20 protein-coding genes are annotated in these 16,174 nt (G+C 73.0%); 13 read left to right on the top strand and 7 right to left on the bottom strand.

Going from position 1 to position 16,174, the window contains the following annotated elements:
• Positions 1-21: 21 nt before the first annotated feature.
• Genes AC3EUV_RS13365 through AC3EUV_RS13355 form a run of 3 tightly spaced genes read left to right on the top strand, consistent with a single transcriptional unit; the run spans position 22 to position 2,788 of the window.
• Entirely contained in the window at positions 22-831 is an 810-nt protein-coding gene (locus tag AC3EUV_RS13365; RefSeq protein WP_435602979.1) for an ABC transporter ATP-binding protein, read from the top strand.
• Positions 828-2,225, top strand: coding sequence for a hypothetical protein (locus AC3EUV_RS13360; RefSeq protein WP_435602978.1), 1,398 nt, complete (start codon positions 828-830; stop codon positions 2,223-2,225). Before AC3EUV_RS13365 ends, AC3EUV_RS13360 begins: the two co-directional genes overlap by 4 nt.
• Positions 2,222-2,788: a hypothetical protein gene (locus AC3EUV_RS13355; protein WP_435602977.1), complete on the top strand. Its 567-nt coding sequence runs from the start codon at positions 2,222-2,224 to the stop codon at positions 2,786-2,788. The genes AC3EUV_RS13360 and AC3EUV_RS13355 overlap by 4 nt, the downstream gene beginning before the upstream one ends.
• Before the next feature lie 129 nt (positions 2,789-2,917).
• On the opposite strand, the gene AC3EUV_RS13350 is transcribed toward AC3EUV_RS13355, so the two are convergent.
• Positions 2,918-3,109 (bottom strand): DUF1059 domain-containing protein, encoded by a 192-nt coding sequence (locus AC3EUV_RS13350; protein WP_432144912.1) that lies wholly within the window; start codon positions 3,107-3,109, stop codon positions 2,918-2,920.
• Between the two features lie 122 nt (positions 3,110-3,231).
• Here AC3EUV_RS13350 and AC3EUV_RS13345 point away from each other — a divergent pair, with 122 nt between their 5' ends.
• The 3 genes from AC3EUV_RS13345 to AC3EUV_RS13335 all read left to right on the top strand — a co-directional run bounded on the left by AC3EUV_RS13345 (position 3,232) and on the right by AC3EUV_RS13335 (position 5,803).
• Positions 3,232-4,320, top strand: a complete 1,089-nt coding sequence (locus AC3EUV_RS13345) for a class I SAM-dependent methyltransferase (RefSeq protein WP_435602976.1) — start codon at positions 3,232-3,234, stop codon at positions 4,318-4,320.
• An 87-nt stretch (positions 4,321-4,407) separates the two neighbouring features.
• Positions 4,408-5,157, top strand: coding sequence for a helix-turn-helix transcriptional regulator (locus AC3EUV_RS13340; RefSeq protein ID WP_432144910.1), 750 nt, complete (start codon positions 4,408-4,410; stop codon positions 5,155-5,157).
• Positions 5,158-5,350: 193 nt separating this feature from the next.
• Positions 5,351-5,803, top strand: a complete 453-nt coding sequence (locus AC3EUV_RS13335) for a YybH family protein (protein ID WP_435602975.1) — start codon at positions 5,351-5,353, stop codon at positions 5,801-5,803.
• Positions 5,804-5,824: 21 nt separating this feature from the next.
• On the opposite strand, the gene AC3EUV_RS13330 is transcribed toward AC3EUV_RS13335, so the two are convergent.
• Together AC3EUV_RS13330 and AC3EUV_RS13325 are read right to left on the bottom strand one after the other, a co-directional pair.
• On the bottom strand, positions 5,825-6,187 hold the full coding sequence (locus AC3EUV_RS13330) for a DUF4333 domain-containing protein (RefSeq protein WP_432144908.1): 363 nt from the start codon (positions 6,185-6,187) through the stop codon (positions 5,825-5,827).
• 5 nt (positions 6,188-6,192) lie between these two features.
• Entirely contained in the window at positions 6,193-6,897 is a 705-nt protein-coding gene (locus AC3EUV_RS13325) for a hypothetical protein (protein ID WP_432144907.1), read from the bottom strand.
• Between AC3EUV_RS13325 and AC3EUV_RS13320 the strand changes: the two genes are divergently transcribed.
• Complete coding sequence (locus AC3EUV_RS13320; RefSeq protein WP_435602974.1) at positions 6,892-7,104, top strand: hypothetical protein; 213 nt, start codon at positions 6,892-6,894, stop codon at positions 7,102-7,104. The two genes, AC3EUV_RS13325 and AC3EUV_RS13320, sit on opposite strands and share 6 nt — an antisense overlap.
• A gap of 12 nt (positions 7,105-7,116) precedes the next feature.
• On the opposite strand, the gene AC3EUV_RS13315 is transcribed toward AC3EUV_RS13320, so the two are convergent.
• The 3 genes from AC3EUV_RS13315 to AC3EUV_RS13305 form a co-directional block, all read right to left on the bottom strand.
• Positions 7,117-7,686 (bottom strand): histidine phosphatase family protein, encoded by a 570-nt coding sequence (locus AC3EUV_RS13315; protein ID WP_435602973.1) that lies wholly within the window; start codon positions 7,684-7,686, stop codon positions 7,117-7,119.
• Positions 7,687-7,729: 43 nt separating this feature from the next.
• Complete coding sequence (locus AC3EUV_RS13310) at positions 7,730-8,182, bottom strand: GNAT family N-acetyltransferase (RefSeq protein ID WP_435602972.1); 453 nt, start codon at positions 8,180-8,182, stop codon at positions 7,730-7,732.
• Between the two features lie 97 nt (positions 8,183-8,279).
• Positions 8,280-9,785, bottom strand: a complete 1,506-nt coding sequence (locus AC3EUV_RS13305; protein WP_435602971.1) for an aminotransferase-like domain-containing protein — start codon at positions 9,783-9,785, stop codon at positions 8,280-8,282.
• On the opposite strand from AC3EUV_RS13305, the gene AC3EUV_RS13300 reads away from it, so the two are divergent.
• Together AC3EUV_RS13300 and AC3EUV_RS13295 are read left to right on the top strand one after the other, a co-directional pair.
• The gene (locus tag AC3EUV_RS13300) at positions 9,784-10,773 is read left to right on the top strand and encodes a DMT family transporter (RefSeq protein ID WP_435602970.1); all 990 of its coding nucleotides are present in this window, start codon (positions 9,784-9,786) and stop codon (positions 10,771-10,773) included. The two genes, AC3EUV_RS13305 and AC3EUV_RS13300, sit on opposite strands and share 2 nt — an antisense overlap.
• 224 nt (positions 10,774-10,997) lie before the next feature.
• Positions 10,998-11,207, top strand: coding sequence for a DUF1918 domain-containing protein (locus tag AC3EUV_RS13295; RefSeq protein ID WP_190140886.1), 210 nt, complete (start codon positions 10,998-11,000; stop codon positions 11,205-11,207).
• Positions 11,208-11,287: 80 nt separating this feature from the next.
• Here the strand turns inward: AC3EUV_RS13295 and AC3EUV_RS13290 are convergent, their stop codons facing one another.
• A complete protein-coding gene (locus AC3EUV_RS13290; RefSeq protein ID WP_435602969.1) occupies positions 11,288-12,523 on the bottom strand; it encodes a glycoside hydrolase family 10-like protein in 1,236 nt (411 codons plus the stop codon).
• A gap of 158 nt (positions 12,524-12,681) precedes the next feature.
• On the opposite strand from AC3EUV_RS13290, the gene AC3EUV_RS13285 reads away from it, so the two are divergent.
• The 4 genes from AC3EUV_RS13285 to AC3EUV_RS13270 all read left to right on the top strand — a co-directional run bounded on the left by AC3EUV_RS13285 (position 12,682) and on the right by AC3EUV_RS13270 (position 16,068).
• Complete coding sequence (locus AC3EUV_RS13285; RefSeq protein WP_235465573.1) at positions 12,682-13,539, top strand: 3-hydroxybutyryl-CoA dehydrogenase; 858 nt, start codon at positions 12,682-12,684, stop codon at positions 13,537-13,539.
• Between the two features lie 226 nt (positions 13,540-13,765).
• A complete protein-coding gene (locus AC3EUV_RS13280; RefSeq protein WP_432144251.1) occupies positions 13,766-14,236 on the top strand; it encodes a DUF4334 domain-containing protein in 471 nt (156 codons plus the stop codon).
• Positions 14,237-14,340: 104 nt separating this feature from the next.
• Positions 14,341-15,438, top strand: a complete 1,098-nt coding sequence (locus tag AC3EUV_RS13275) for an NAD(P)-dependent alcohol dehydrogenase (protein ID WP_432144250.1) — start codon at positions 14,341-14,343, stop codon at positions 15,436-15,438.
• Between the two features lie 234 nt (positions 15,439-15,672).
• Positions 15,673-16,068: a hypothetical protein gene (locus AC3EUV_RS13270; RefSeq protein ID WP_432144249.1), complete on the top strand. Its 396-nt coding sequence runs from the start codon at positions 15,673-15,675 to the stop codon at positions 16,066-16,068.
• Positions 16,069-16,174 lie beyond the last annotated feature (106 nt).

Raw genomic sequence — 16,174 nt, 5'->3', positions numbered from 1 at the left:
ACCCTCGCAAGGGACTACCGCATGACGCCCACCACGAGCGCGGCCGACACCGCGCCCACAACCTACGCCTGGCAGATCCGGGCCAGTGGCCTGAGAGTACGCGTCGGACGGAAGAAGATGGCCGTCGACGGGCTCGACCTCTCCCTGGACATCGGCACCCACGGCCTCCTGGGGCCCAACGGCGCGGGAAAGACCACCCTGATCCGGACGCTGGCCACCGTGCTGCGCCCCACCGAGGGCGAACTGGAGCTGCTCGGCACCTCCCTGGGCAGGATGGTCGACCACCGGCCCCTGCGTCGCCGGATCGGCTACCTGCCGCAGGACTTCGGCTACTACAAGCGCTTCACGGTGCGCGAGTTCGTCGAGTACATGGCCTGGTTGAAGGAGGTCCCGAAGGCGGACGTCCCCGCGGCCGTCCAGCGGGCCGTGGAACGGGTGGGCCTGGCGGACCGCGCCGACCATCGGATGAAGACCCTGTCCGGCGGCATGGTGCGGCGGGCCGGCATCGCCCAGGCCATCGTCAACGACCCCGCGGTGCTGCTGCTGGACGAGCCGACGGCCGGCCTGGACCCGGCGCAGCGACTGCGCTTTCGCGAGCTGCTCCAGGAACTGGGCCGGGACACCTGTGTGGTCGTCTCCACCCACCTGGTCGAGGACGTCGCGGCCGCCTGCTCCGACGTGGTGCTCTTCGCCGACGGCCGGCTCGTCTTCCAGGGCACGCCGGAGGACCTGGCCGCGGCGGGCAGCACCGATTTCCCGGGCGACAGCCCCCTGGAGCGCGGCTACTCGGCGCTGCTCCGCAACTCCGGGCAGCGGGGAGGCACCTGGTGACCGGACGTGTGCTGCGCATCGAGCTGAAGCGCTCCGTCGCCCCGTGGCCCGGCATCGTCGTCCTGGGCGGCAGCCTGGCGATCTTCTGTCTGTACGACGGGCTCTGGTGGAGGGGCACCGCGGGGTGGACGGCCCAGTGGACCTCCATGGCCCTGTGGACCCGGTCCCTGCTGACCTTCTTGTGGCCGCTCGCGGTGGGTATGGGAGCGGTGTACGGGCTGCGCGAACCCCGCTCGCGGATGGCCGAACTGCTGACGACCGTGCCGCGGCCGGCCTGGCGCCGTGCGGCGCTGCCGGCCGGTGCGATGGCGCTCGCGCTGGCGTCGGGCTTCGGCCTCCTGGTCCTCGTGGGCGGGGTCCAGGTGGCCCTCGGCCGGACCACCTACACGCCGCTCGACTGGCTGCCGATCTCGCTCGTGGCGGCGCTGGCCCTCGTCGCGGGGGCCGTGTTCGGCATGGGCGTCGCGCGCGCCCTGCCCTCCGTGCTCACCCCGCCGGGCCTGGTCTTGTCCTTCCTCCTGCTGACGGCCCTTCTCCAGCAGAACAACGAAGAGGCACTGCCGTCGGGCATCGCACCGAACCGGCTCGCCCAGCTGCTCCCGGTGACCCCGGAGCCGCGGGAGATGCTGCTGACCCTGACCGGCTCCGTGCACCTCGGTCAGACGCTCTGGCTGCTCGGTCTGCTGGCCACCGGCTTCGCACTGCTGTCGGCCGTGACCCGCCGGGCCCGGCTGCTCGCCGTGATCCCCGTGCTGGCCGGTGCGGCCCTGGCCCTGCTGGTCCTCCCGTCCGCCGCACGCGACACCTACGTCGTCGACCAGGCCGCCGCCAGCCTGGTCTGCGACGGACCGGTGTGCGTGACGCAGGCGAACCGCGCACGCCTGCCCGAGCTCGCGCGGCGCGGCAAGGAGGCGCTGCGCGTGCTGCACAACGTCCTGGGCGACAAGGCGCCGACCGCGGTGCGGGAGGACACCGGGCTGCGCGCGATCGCCGACAAACGCGAACCCTCCGGCGACGTGGTGCCGGTCGACTTCGACGACCGGCTGCTCGCCGATGCCACAGGTGAGAAACTGACCCGCGCGCTGATCGCCCAGGGTCTGGCTCCGAGCTGCTACGGCAACGACGACCGGGAGGGCGGGGGGCGGGGCAACGTCCCTGTCCAGAGCGTCGCCGTGAGCTGGGCCCGGCACGATTCCCGGCTCCAACCGCTGGCGGAGCGGGGCAGCGACCCGTACTTGCGCACGGTCTGGCAGGACGCCGACGTCGCCTGGCAGCGGCTGACGGCGCTGTCACCGGCCGAGCAGCGCGCGCGGATCGCCGCACTGCACACCGCCGGCCTCTCCTGCGCGGCGGACGACCAGCTCGCGGTGCTGGCGGGGAAGGCGACGCGATGAGGTGGCTGATCCTCTACGCCCGTTCACGGCAGGTGCCCGCCTCGGCCGCCGCGGTCACGCTCGTCGCGCTGGCGGTGTGGGCCCTCCACGGCCCGGGACCGGCGGATCAGGCGATGGCGGTCCTGGTCCTCACCGCGAACGTGACGGCCGCTTCCGTCGGGCTCGGTGGGTGGGACGTCGTGCTGGAGAGGACGGCCGCGATCCGGTGGATGCCCCGGCGGGCGGCGCACGTACTGCTGGCCGGTGCGTGCGCCGGTGCGGCGCTGCTGACGGTCCAGGCGGCGGGAGTGACGCTCGCCCCCGCCGAGGTCGTCGTCCGGGACAGCGCGGGCCTGGTCGGCCTGGCCGCGCTCGGGGCGGCGCTGTGCGGGGCACAGTTCGCATGGACCCTGCCGACCGGCTGGCTCGCGTTCACCCTCTTCGGACCGCCTCCGGGCGGCACCGCGGGAGACGTGGTCATGTGGATGATCTGTCCCCCCGCCACGGCGGCGTCCACCGGGACCGCGTGGGCCCTGTTCGCGCTCGGCACCGTGGTGTACGCCATCGCAGGACCAAGACGGTGACGGGCACGCCCCGCGCCGAGCGCTTCCGTTGGCGAGGCTCGCCGGCTGAAGCGCTCGGTCACCTCGACAACGCCCGGACACCGCGCGACCGCCGCCCCCGGTCAGGGGCGGCGGGTCCGTGCGCGTGCCTCAGGCGTGCTGGGGCATCTCGTTCTTCAGGGACGACCTGATCTGTTCGCGCAGCTCCGGGCTGTCGGTGTGGCCGTGGACGGAGACGGCGTGCTCGGTGGCGGCGCGGACGACTTCCTCCTCCTCGCCGATGATGACGAGGCTGCAGTTCATCTCGCTCGGGTAGTCCCGGCAGTCGACCTTCTTGCGCATGGTGCACCTCCTCCTCTTCCTTCAGTGTCGGCCGGTCGCCGCCGGCGGCCGTATACGGCGAATCCCGTATGGCGCGCGGGGGGCGTGGCTGTTGCAGTGAAGGGAACGAGGAGGTGGGAGTCATGGCGACGGCCGCCGGTGTCAGCTCGGGCGGGGCCCTGGACCAGGAGCGGGTGCAGGCGTTCCTGGAGCGCGTGATCACCGACAGCGGGGCCGCGGTCGCCGGGCTGTGCACCTCACTCGGCGACCGGCTCGGCCTCTACACGGCCATGGCCGGTGCCGGGCCGCTCACCTCCGCGCAGCTCGCCGCCCGTACCGGGCTGGTCGAGCGCTACGTCCGCGAATGGCTGGCCGCGCAGGTCGCCGGCGAGTACGTCAGCTACGCCCCGGAAACCGACACCTACCTGTTGCCCGCCGAGCACGCCGCGGTCCTGGCGGACCCGGAACTGCCCACGTACGCGGCGGGCTTCTTCACCGCGATGCAGGCGCTCTACGCCACCGAGGACGCGCTCGTCGAGGCGTTTCGCACCGGCGAGGGCGTCGGCTGGGAGGAACACGGCCCGGCGCTGTTCGCCGGCACCGCGAAGTTCTTCCGCCCCGGCTACGCGGCCGCCCTGGTCCCGGAGTGGCTGAGCGCGCTGGAAGGCGTACGGGAGAAGCTGGAGCGCGGCGCGCGCGTCGCGGACGTCGGATGCGGCTACGGCTACTCCACGACGCTGATGGCGCGGGCCTTCCCCCGGTCGCAGTTCCACGGCTTCGACTTCCACCGCCCGTCCATCGAGGCGGCCCGCGGGATCGCGGACGAGGAGGGGCTGGCCGACCGGGTCAGCTTCGAGGTCGCCACCGCCCAGGACTACCCGGGCGAGGACTTCGACCTGATCACCTTCTTCGACTGTCTGCACGACACCGGCGATCCGGGCGGTGCGCTGCACCACGCCGAGCAGGCACTGGCCGACGGCGGGACCTGCATGCTCGTCGAGCCGAACGCCTCGGAGAAGGTCCAGGAAAACACCAACCCCATCGGCCGGGCGGTGACCGCCTCCTCGGTCGCCGTCTGTCTGCCCTCCGCGCTGGCCCAGCACGGTCCGCAGGCACTGGGAAACCACGCGGGTGAGGAGGCGATGCGGGAGATCGCCGACGAGGCCGGGCTCCACCATTGGCGACTCGCCGCCGAGAGCCCCCTCAACCGCGTCTATGCCGTCGGGCGTTAGCGCGCCTGACGCGCCCGGCCGGTCTTCCCCCGGCCGGCCGGGTGGCCCTCATTTGACGGGCCCCGGCCCCCTCGGCACGCTGGACATATGAGCGCGGCCGCGGAGGCCGGCCTGCGACGCATTCTCGCCGTCGTGGACCTCCTGATCGATGCCGTCGACGAGGAGACCCTTGTTCCGGCACTGCTGCCGCTGCTGCTCGGCGCCGTTCCCGGCGACAGCATCATCTGGTCCCCCCGCGCCGGCACCGCCGACCGGCCGCTCACCCTGCCCGCCGGGCTGCTGACCCCGGACGTGCAGGAGGCGTTCGCCCGGGAGGCGGCGGCGGACTCCCTCGTCACCCACACCACCCTCGGCTCCGGCGCCCCGATGCGGCGCTCGACGCTTCAGACCCGCGCCGAGTTCCATGCCCTCGCCGCCTACGCCGAGGTCTACCGGCCGTTCGGCGCCGAGCAGCAGCTCGCGATGTCGTTCCCCGCGGGGTACGCCGCCGGCCGGCCGCGGAAGGTCTGTGTGGCGATCAGCCGCAACGGCAGCGACTTCTCCGACGACGATGTGGCGGCCGCCGCCCTGCTGCGCACCCGGCTCAGCCACGTACTCCACCGGCTCGCCCCGCCGACGCCCCCGCCCTCCCTGGTCACTCCCCGCGAGTCGGCCGTACTCGCCCTGCTCGCCCGGGGCCTGACGAACCAACAGATCGCCCGCCGGCTGGAGATCAGCCCCCGCACCGTCGACAAACACCTGGAGCACGCCTACGCGAAACTGCGGGTGAGCAGCCGGGTCGAGGCGGCCAATGCCTGGCTGACGCGCGGCCGGGCGGCGGTGCCGCTCGGGCCGTAGACGGCGGGCCCGGCCACTCAGCCGTCGAGCCACAGCGCCCCCGGGCCGGCGTACCCCCGGGGCCCGCGCCCCTCCCGCCGATGAGTTTCCGTACGCGCCGGGGTCTACCGGTCGGACAGAGAATCCGGGACGCCGCGGCGCCTCGGACAGAGAATCCGGGGCGCCGCGGCGCCGTCCGACAGGAGGAGCCCTCATGACCACCGACATCGACCGCACGACGGACGAGGCACAGATCCGGGAGCTGCTGGCGGACCGGGCGGCGGCGACGAAGGAGCGGGACGCCCGGCGGTTCCTGGCGTCCAGTGCGCCGGACCTCGTGGACTTCAGCCTCGCTCCCCCGTTGCAGTACAAGGGGCCCGCGGCACGGGACCGGCGGGCCGTCGAGGCGTGGTACGCGACCTGGGACGGGCCGATCGAGGTGACCGTGACCCAGCTGGAGATCACGGTCGGCGACGACGTCGCGTTCGGCCACAGCATCAACCGGATGCACGGGACGAAGACCGACGGCTTCGAGGTGGAGCTGTGGAGCCGGGCCACCGTCGGTCTGCGCAAGATCGACGGCACCTGGAAGATCACCCACACCCATGACTCGGTGCCGTTCCTGATGGACGGGTCGGGGCTGGCGGCCCTGGATCTCAAGCCGTAGGGACCGGGCCTTCCACCCCGGTCAGCGGGACAGTGAGTGGCGCCGGTAGGTGACCAGGTTGTGGCGGACGCGGGTGACCTCGACGGTCAGCTGGCGGTCCGGGCCGAGGGGGAAGTGTGCCGTACAGCGCACCGCGTCGTACCGCACGGGCCGCAGGTCTCCGGAGCAGTGCACCGCGTCGGGCCCGTTGCGGAACGGCAGGGTGAGCTGCCCGCTGATCGTCCGGGCGATCTCGGTGCGCGGCACGGTGTGGGTGCCGCCGTCGACCTCGCTGGTGGCCTCGCGGGTGCGGAACCGGGCGGCGGTCAGCGCGAGCACGCCCGCCACGGCGAGGGCCGTGAGGAGACCGAGGACGAGGACGCGCCGGGGCGGATGTGCGCTCACCGCCGTCAGCCCCGGTCGCCGCGGGCGCGCCGGCGGCGGACCAGGGCGCCTCCGCCGGCCGCGGCCAGCAGCACCACTCCGCCGAGCGCCGTGGCCGCCCGGCCGGAGCCGGCCGTGCCGCCGAGGCCGGTGTCCGCGCCGCCCTGCGGGACGACCTCGGTGTCGTCACCGGAGACGACCATGGTGCCGGTGAGGGTCCGGCGGCCGTCACCGGATCCCTTTCCGCGCCCTCCGCCGTCGGTGTCGCCCTGCTCCGAGTCGTATGCCTCGCCGTATTCCCCGGTGCCGGCCCGGTCCGCTTCCGCCGCGCTCTGCCGGGCTCCGGACGCACCGCCGCAGGTGACGGTGACCCGGTACGAGCCGGGCGCGGTGCCCGCCGGCATGATCGCGCTGCCGACCGTCCGGTCGCTTTGGGAGGTCAGCCGGATCGCGGGGATGTCCGCGCCGTCGAAGGTGGCCTCCGCGCTGTCGCCGGAGCAGTTGCCGCCGTCGTTGACGGAGAAGGCGCCGCCCGGTGCCACCGGGTCGGGCTCGACGACCACCGCCCGCGAGGTGTCCACGGCGGGGCCGGCCTCGGTGACGGTGCCGGTCACCGCGCCGGAGGCGGCCTCGGTGGCGGCGTCCGCACCGTCGTCGTCACCGAAGAGCAGAACGGACACCGCCAGCGCGCCGGCCGCCAGGGCATACAGAGGAATGTGGCGTATATGCATAGACCGAGCGAAGCGCCAGCCCCGGCGGTGCGCACCTCGATGGTGTCCGCCGCCCGGGGCCAACTGCCCCCGAAGACCCCCGCCTTCCTGGTCTTTCCGCAGGTCAGACGGGTGCGCACGCCCCGGACGGCGGAACCCGGCGGCTGGGCTTTCCGGGTGGTGCGGCCCGGCGGCCCGGACATGCCCCGGGCGGACGGCGGCGGGTGACCGGGCGTCGGCTCACGCCTCCAGCAGGAGGTCCCACTTACCGGACCGGCCGGTAAGGGTGGTCACCGAGAGCGGCTGGACGTCGATCCGCCAGTACGCGTGCGGCGGCGCCTTGAGCACATAGACCAGGGCGGCGCGGACGACGGCGGGTTCGGCGACCGCGAGCAGCCCGGCGGCGTCCTCGGCCGGCCGGGTGTCCAGCCAGCCGCCGATCCGGGTGATGAACTCCAGCAGCGACTCCCCGCCGTGCGGTGCGGCGCGCGGATCGGCCAGCCAGGCCTCCACCCCACGGGGTTCGGCGGCGGTCACCTCGCCCAGCGTGCGGCCGCGCCAGCGCCCCATGTCGCAGTCGCGCAGTGCCGGCTGGGCGAGCGGCCGGAGCCCGAGGGCCTCACCGGTCTGCCGGCAGCGGGCGGACGGCGAGCAGTAGCGGAGTTCGGCGGCGGCCAGCCCGCACAGGACGGGGGCCGCCCGCTCCACCTCGTGCCATCCCGCGGCATCCAGCGGGCGGTCGTCGTCGAACCGTGTCTCCAGCAGGGTGGAGTTACGGACCGCGGCGAGCAGCTTGAGTCGAACGCTCATCCGCCGATGGTAAGAGCAGTACCGCCCCTGTGGTCCAGCTTGATCAGATATCGACAGGACCCGGGTCGATCAGCCCGAGGGTCATCCACTGTTCCGGAGACACCAGGGTGCGGAAGCCGACCTTCTCGTACACCCCGTGGGCGTCCTTGGTGGCGAGCGTCAGCCGGCTCAGCCCGCAGGGCGTCAGATGGTCGGCGATGGCCTCGATCAGCGCGGTGCCCAGGCCCCTGCCGCGGTCGTCGCGGCAGATGTAGACATCGCAGAGCCAGGCGAAGGTGGCGTGGTCGGTGACCACCCGGGCATATCCGGCCTGACGGCCGGAAACGGACGCGTACAGACCGAAGTTGAGCGAGCCCGCGACGGCACGGTCATGGAGCTCCCGGGGGCGGTCCACGGCCCAGTAGGCGTCGGTGGCGAGCCAGTAGTGGACCAGGTCGGCGTCCAGGCGGGCCGGGTCGGTGGAGATCTCGTAGCCGTCGAGGGCGTGATCATTCATGCCGGGAGGTTGGCAGAAGGGCGGGTCCGGCGTCGAACCGGTATGCGAAGGGCGAGGCCGGGGGCCGGCGGCGGGCCCCGCCGGCCCCTCCCCGGCGTCAGCGCACCGCCACTCCCAGCTCCTCGCACGCCACCCGGAGCCGGCGCACGCCCTCGGTGATCTCGCCGGTGCCGGACGCCGACGCGAAGCTCAGCCGCAGATGCGCGGCGGGCGGCTCGGCGGCGAAGTACGGGCGCCCGGCCGCGACCGCGACGCCCGCCCGCAGTGCCGCCCCGGTCAGGGCCGCCTCGTCGGTACCGTCCGGCAGCCGCAGCCAGAGGTGGTAGCCGCCCGGCGGGACATACAGGCCGCCGGGCGCCGGGTCGTGGCCGTACGCCGGACCGGGCCGCGCTTCCGGCCCGGCGAGCGCGGGCAGCTCCTGATGCAGCGCGGTGGTGAGGGCGTTCCGGCGGGCGGTCAACTCCCCCGCGATCAGCCGCAGATGGCGGGGCCAGGCGGGCGAGCCGACGAGTTCCAGGGCGGTTTCCTGAAGCGGCCGGGGCACGAAGAAGCTGTCCACGATCTGGATGGCGCGCAGCCGGTCGAGCACCGGTCCGCGGGCCGCCAGGGCGCCCACCCGCAGATTGGCCGAGGTGGCCTTGGTCAGCGAGCGGACATGGACGACCGTGCCGTCCCGGTCGTCCGCGATCAGGGTCGGCGGGGGCGTGGGCGCGTCCCCGTGGACCAGCAGCCGCGCGAAGTCGTCCTCGATCACGAACGCGCCCGCCGCCCGCGCCACCCGCAGCACCTCGCGCCGCCGCTCCGCGGCCAGCACCGCACCGGTCGGGTTCTGGAACAGCGGCTGGCAGACGAAGAGCCGCGCCCCGCTGGCGCGGAACGCCTCGGCGAGCAGATCCGTCCGGACCCCGTCCGCGTCGAGCGGTACGGGCACCGGGCGCAGCCCCGAGGCGCGGGCCACGGCCAGCATGCCCGGGTAGGTCGGGGACTCGACCAGCACCGGGGCGCCGGGCGCGGCCAGGGCCCGCAGCGCGGCGGTCAGTGCGCTCTGGCCGCCCGCGGTGACCAGGACATCGCTGGCGGCGAGCGGGCCGCCGGCCCCGGCGATCTCCCGCGCGAACCAGGCCCGCAGCTCCGGCACCCCGTCGACCGGCGGCCGCCCCCAGGCGCCCGGCCGGCGACCGGCCCGGGCCAGTGCGGCGCCCAGGGCGCGTTCGGGCTGGAGATCGGAGTGCAGATAGCCGCCGTTGAGCTCGATGACGCCGGGGCCGGGGACGGCGAGGGTGGCCACCACGCCCGAGGCGTCGACGCTGCGCGGCACCTGGTCGCCGCCCGGCTCCGCGCTCAGCGCGATCTCCTGCCAGGAGGTGTCCACCGGCCGGGGCGCCTCGCTGCGCGGCTCGGCCCGGAAGGCGCCGGCGCCCGGCCGGGTGGTGACCAGCCCCTCCGCCGCCAGCTCGGCGAGCGCCCGGGAGACGGTCACCGGACTCACCCGGTGCCGCTCCACCAGCGCACGGCTGGAGGGCAGCTTCTCTCCGGGAGAGTAGCGATTCAGCTCCGTACGCAGGAGCGCGGCCAGTTCGGTACCACTGCTACGCTGTTGCATGAGAGCCAACGATAGCGCTACTGCCACCGCCACGATAGCGGTCAGCACCCCGGACACCGCCCGGCAGGGCACCCGGGCCACCGCCGGGCAGCAGACCCTGGCGACCGCCGCCACCCCCGCCCGGGGCGCGCTCGTCAGCCGTGGCGCCCTGCTCGCCGTCCTGGGCGTGGCCGCCTTCTCGCTCACTTTCCCCGGGACCGCCTGGGCGCTGGAGGGCATGGGCCCGTGGACGGTGGTGATGCTGCGCAGCGTGCTGGCCGCCGTAGTGGCCGGCGGCGCGCTCGCCGTCTTCCGGGTGCGCCTGCCGGAGCGCCGCCACTGGGCGGGTATCGCGGTGGTCGCGGGCGGTGTCGTCCTCGGCTTTCCGCTGCTGACCACCCTCGCCCTGGAGACCTCCACCACCTCGCATGCGGCCGTCGTGGTCGGCCTGCTGCCGCTGACCACCGCCGCCTGCTCGGCCGTACGGACCGGGGTCCGGCCCTCCCGCACCTTCTGGATCGCCTCGCTGGTCGGCGCCGCCGTCGTCATCGGCTTCGCGGTGCAGCAGAGCGGCGGGGCGCCGGGCCGCAGCGATCTGCTGCTGTTCGCGGCGCTGCTGGTGTGCGCGGCCGGCTACACCGAGGGCGGCCGGCTCGCCCGCCATATGCCGGGCTGGCAGGTGATCGGCTGGGCGCTGGTCCTGGTGCTGCCGGTGACGGTGGCGGGCGCCGCGCTCGCGCTGTCCACCGAGCCGCTGCACCTCACCGTGCACTCGGTCGGCGGACTGCTGTGGCTGGCGTTCGGCTCACAGTTCCTGGGGCTGGTCGTCTGGTACCGCGGGATGGCCGCGATCGGCATCCACAAGGCGAGCCAGCTCCAGCTCGCCCAGCCGCTGCTGACCCTGGTCTGGTCCGTACTGCTGCTGGGCGAGCGGCTGCCGCCGGCCGCTCCGGCGGCGGCGCTGGCGGTCCTGGCGTGCATCGCGGTCACCCAGCGGACCCGCGGCTGACCGGCGCCGGGCACCGGGCACCTGGCACCGGCCGGAATCGGGACGGCTCATGACTTACCGGGTGCAGCCGTCCCCTGCGGACGTAAACTTGCCGCGAAGGCGGATACCGCCGTCCGGGCTGCTCCAGGCCCGTAAACCGTTGAAACCGTTGGCCGTTCAACCGTTGGCCGGCTCACCGTCGGCCGAACCGGTCGCACGGCCGCCCCGAAGCGGGGAGGACCCTCATGCACGCAAGCAGGGGCGACCGGCTGGTGGTGCACGGCAGGACCGTCGGGCATCACGACCGGGTTGTCGAGATCATCGAGGTGCTGGGCACGAACGGCGACCCGCCCTACCGTGTCCGCGCCGAGGACGGGCATGAGGCGATCATGTCGCCCGGCCCCGACTCCGTCGTCCGGCACGGCAAGACCACCGACGTGGACACCGGCCGGTAGCCGGACCCCGTACGCGGAACGCCACCACGGCCCGCGCGGACGGCGCCACCGCCCGCGCGGGCCGTCATCTTGGGCGGCGCTCAGCCCCGGGCCCGCGCCGCGCTGCCGTAGTGGTCGCGCACGACCCTCGCCATGGCACCGGCCCGGTCCCTGGCCACCTCCTTCGCCGAGAAGTAGACATGGCCGCCGACCTGCGGATAGCGGCGGGCGAAGGTGAGGTGGCGGGAGAGTTCGGCCGGGTCCTTCCAGGCGGCGGGCTGGGTGTCACCGGCCTTGTAGAGGGCCTCGCCGATGTAGAGGTCCACATCGGTGCCGTCGACGGTCCGCGCCCACCAGGGCACGAGTTCGGCGTAATCGGCGGGCGTGGAGCCGAGGGGCCAGTAGACCTGCGGCACGATGTAATCGAGCCAGCCCTCGCGCACCCAGCGGCGGGTGTCCGCGTACAGATCGTCGTAGGTCTGCACCCCGGCTTTGGTCCGGGAGCCCTGCGGATCGGTGCCCTGATTACGCCAGACCGCGAACGGGCTGACGCCGAACCGCACCGTACGCCCGGCCCGCTCGTTCCCGTCCCGGAGCTTCTGCGCCATCTCGTACACCAGCCGGTCGATGTTGTCCCGCCGCCAGGCGGCCCGGTTCGCGAAGCCGCTGCCGTACTCCTCGAACTCCGCATCGTCGTCGAAGCGCTGCCCGGCGACCGGATACGGATAGAAGTAGTCGTCGAAGTGCACCCCGTCGACGGGGTAGCGCTGCACCGCGTCGAGCATCGCGTCCTGGACGAAGCCGCGGACCTCCGGCAGGCCCGGGTTGTAGTAGAGCTTGCCGCCGTACGGGAGGACCCAGTCGGGGTGCCGGCGGGCGGGGTGGCCGGCAACCAGGCGGTCGGGATCGGTGTGGTTGGCGACCCGGTACGGGTTGAACCAGGCGTGCAGCTCCAGATCCCGCCGGTGGGCCTCGCGGACCGCGAAGTCGAGCGGGTCCCAGCCGGGGTCGCGGCCCTGCTGTCCGGTCAGATACTGCGCCCAGGGCTCGTACGGCGACGGCCACAGGGCGTCCGCGGTGGGCCGCACCTGGAAGAACACCGTGTTGAGCCGGCGGGCGACGGCCGTGTCGAAGTGGGCGCGCAGTTCGCGCTGTTGCTCGGCGGGCCCGAGTTTCGCGCGGGAGGGCCAGTCGAGGTTGGCGACGGTCGCCAGCCACATGCCGCGCAGCTCGCGGCGCTGCGCCCGGCTCGCGGACGGCGCCGCACCCGTGGCCAGCAGCGAGGAAGCCGCCCCCAGCGCGGCCGTGGCAAACGTTCTGCGGGTCATCCGTCTCATCAAAAGTCCCCAAGTTGTCCGGTTCGTCCCGTCTGGGGGCTCAGAATGCCCGCCCCGGCACCCGTGGCCCAGCACCGCGCGGAGTAACGTCGGGGTCGAGGCGGGTGCCGGACCCTTACGGCGTACCGCCGGTCCTGAAGATCAGCGAAAGGCACGATGTGACCGACATCGAACGCGTCGGAGTGGTCGGCTGCGGCCAGATGGGCGCAGGCATCGCCGAGGTGTGCGCCCGCGCCGGACTGGACGTCATGGTCGCCGAGACCACCGGCGAAGCTCTGGAGCTGGGTCGTACCCGTCTGACCAACTCTCTCGGCAAGGCTGCCGAGCGCGGCAAGATCACCGCCGCGGAGCGCGACGCGACGCTCGGCCGGCTCAGCTTCACCACCGACCTCGGGGAGTTCGCCGACCGCGACCTCGTCATCGAGGCCGTGGTGGAGAACGAGCAGGTCAAGACCGAGATCTTCCAGGTCCTCGACCAGGTGATCACCCGGCCGGACGCCATCCTGGCATCCAACACCTCGTCGATCCCGCTGGTGAAGCTGGCGGTCGCCACCTCCCGCCCCGACCAGGTCATCGGGATCCACTTCTTCAACCCGGCACCGGTGCAGAAGCTCGTCGAGCTGATCCCCGCCCTGACCACCGCCGAGGAGACCATCAAGCGCTCCGAGGCGCTGGTGCAGGACGTGCTGGGCAAGCATGCGATCCGCGCCCAGGACCGCTCGGGCTTCGTCGTCAACGCGCTGCTCATCCCGTATCTGCTCTCCGCGATCCGGATGTTCGAGTCGGGCATCGCCAGCCGCGAGGACATCGACAACGGCATGGAGATGGGCTGCGCCCACCCGATGGGCCCGCTCAAGCTGACCGACCTGATCGGCCTGGACACCGTGGCCTCGGTCGCCGAATCGATGTACCACGAGTACAAGGAGCCCCTGTACGCCGCTCCCCCGCTCCTCGCGCGGATGGTGGACGCGGGGCGGCTGGGGCGGAAGTCGGGGTCGGGGTTCTACCCGTACTAGGAAGTGCCGTGACGGCGCCAAGTGGCGTTGCTCACCAGCGAATTCACCCGGGCGCAGCACCGATGACGGTGCTGCGCCCGGGTGGTTGTGGGCGTCGCAGCCGGGACGTGGTCCGCGCAGCGGTGTCCTGCCCGCTCCGTACGAGGACATGGCCCGGCAAGTGCCCTTGATCGCTGGCAGACTGGCTCCGACCTGGACATGGTTCACGAAGGGGAGTGAGCGCCACATGGACGCCGAGCAGGCCCGTGCCCGAATTGCCGCCATACAGGCGACCGATGACATGGTGTCGGACACCGGTGAGTGCGACCGGTTGTGGGCGGCGCTGGAGACCGTACGTCCCGAGGAGATCCTCGGGACCTGGAAGGGCACCGGGATCAGCACCGGCCACCAGGTGGAGGGTCTGCTGGGCCAGGCCCGCTGGTACGGCAAGACCTTCCACTCCGTCGACCGGGTCGAGCCCCTGATCTGCCGGGACGAGCACGGCGCGCTCTTCTCCCACACGGAGCTGGCCAAGGGCGAAGCGAGCCTGTGGATGGTGGAGTTCCGCGGGGAGACGACCGCCACGATGGTCTACGACGGCCAGCCCGTACTCGACCATTTCAAACGGGCCGGCGACGACACCCTCCTGGGCGTCATGAACGGCAAGAACGTCCTCGACGAGGGACGCCACTTCTACTTCCTCCTCGAACGCGCCTGAAGAACCGCGCCTGAAGTCCCCACCACTTGCCCTGCCGGCGGCGCCCGCACGGGACGCCCCGTCCCAGGCGGCGCGCGGCAGCCACGAGCTCAAGGAAGACGTACGTGCGGATACAAGCAGCCCTGGTCGAGTCCCCCGGCGGCCCCTTCACCCTCCACACGCTTCACCTCGATGCGCCACGGCCGGACGAAATCCTGGTCCGTATCACCGCCACCGGCATCTGCCACACCGACCTGGCCATGCGGCAGGTCTGGCCCCGGGAACGTCTCCCCATGGTCTTCGGCCATGAGGGCGCCGGTGTCGTCGAGGCCGTGGGGGACGCGGTGACCACCGTCGCCCCCGGCGACACCGTCTGCCTCACCTACCGCAGCTGCGGAGCCTGCGAACCGTGCACGACCGGAGGCCCGGCCTACTGCGAGCAGTCCGGCGCCCTCAACGCCCTCGGCTCCCGGCCCGACGGCAGCACGCCCCATGCGCACCCCGACGGCACCCCGGCCTACGGCAGCTTCTTCGGCCAGTCCGCCTTCGCGACACACTGCCTGACCACCGCGAGCAACACCGTCAAGGTCCCCGCGGATCTCCCCCCGACGCTGGTCGCCCCCTTGGGATGCAGCGTCCAGACCGGGGTCGGCACGGTCCAGAACGTCCTCCGGCCGTCCCCGGGCGCCACTCTGGCCATCTTCGGCGCCGGCAGCGTCGGGCTGAGCGCCCTCATGGCCGCCGTCGCCGACGGCCACACCGTCATCGCCGTCGAACCCCTCGCCACCCGCCGCGCGCTGGCTTTGGAGCTCGGCGCCGCGGCCGTCATCGATCCCACCGCGGAGGAGGATGTGGCGACGGCGGTCCGCGACCTCACCCACGGCGGTCCGCACCACGCCCTCGACACCACCGGCCGGCCGGCCGTCGTGTCCCAGGCCATCGGCGCCCTGCGCCAACGGGGAACGCTCGCCCTGGTCGGCATCGGCTCCGCACAGTTCGACACCCTGCCCGTACTGACCAAGGGCCTCACCCTCCGGGGCGTCACCGAGGGGGACGCACTCCCCGCCGTGACCATCCCCCACCTGATCAACCTCCACCGGCAGGGAAAACTCCCCCTCGAAAAGCTCATCACCGCCTTCCCGTTCACCGACATCGAGGCTGCCGCCAAGGCTTCGCTGGCGGGCGACGTCATCAAACCGGTCCTCACCCTCGGCCAGCCGTAACGGGCCGCTCCGGACCGCCCCTTCCAGCCCTTCCGCCCCCGCCTCGCGCCTTCCGGTGCGAGGCGCTGTGCTGTGCGCGCTCACCTCCGGTCCCCCCGCAGGCCCTTTTCGTCATCCCATCCCCCCAAATCCCGCTGTAAACGATCTAGTTGATGATGTATCCCTTTTCCGGTCTCATGCGTCTCACTTGTGAAAGGACCATCACACTCCCCCACAACTACATACGGAGGACCCATGCACAAGACCCTGCCCGTGGCCGCGGCGCTCGCGGTGTGTGCGCTCGCCGCCGTACCCACCCACGCGGCGACGCTCACCACGAAGGGCACGGGGTGGAAGCTCACGACCCAGCTCGGCGTCACCAGCCTCAGCCCCTTACGTCAGTACACGATCACGTTCGCCACGGCCGCCATGAAGGCCCGCTACACGCCCTACCTGACGGCCGCGGTGTCCCAGGCCAAGGCCGCGGGGCTGAAGCTCGCCATCGGCGGTGTCGAGCCGGTCGACCCGGCGAAGTGCGGGCCCGTGGGGCACATCCAGTTCACAAAACCCCGATCATGTGCTCCCCCAACGGCGGCTACCGGACCGCCACCGGCATGGGCCGCCTCACCGGCTTCGACCTCGACGGCCTGAAGGCGCTGCTGGCCAACGCCCGTGCCCAGGGCATCAAGTAGCCCGAGCGGTCCCGCGCCCCGTAGGGTCCGTCCCCTACGCACCATCACCAAGGCCCTGGTGAGGG

The organism is Streptomyces sp. bgisy130 (assembly GCF_057708345.1).
Note: the sequence above shows the minus strand (reverse complement) of the source record. Positions and strands in the feature narration are given on the sequence as shown.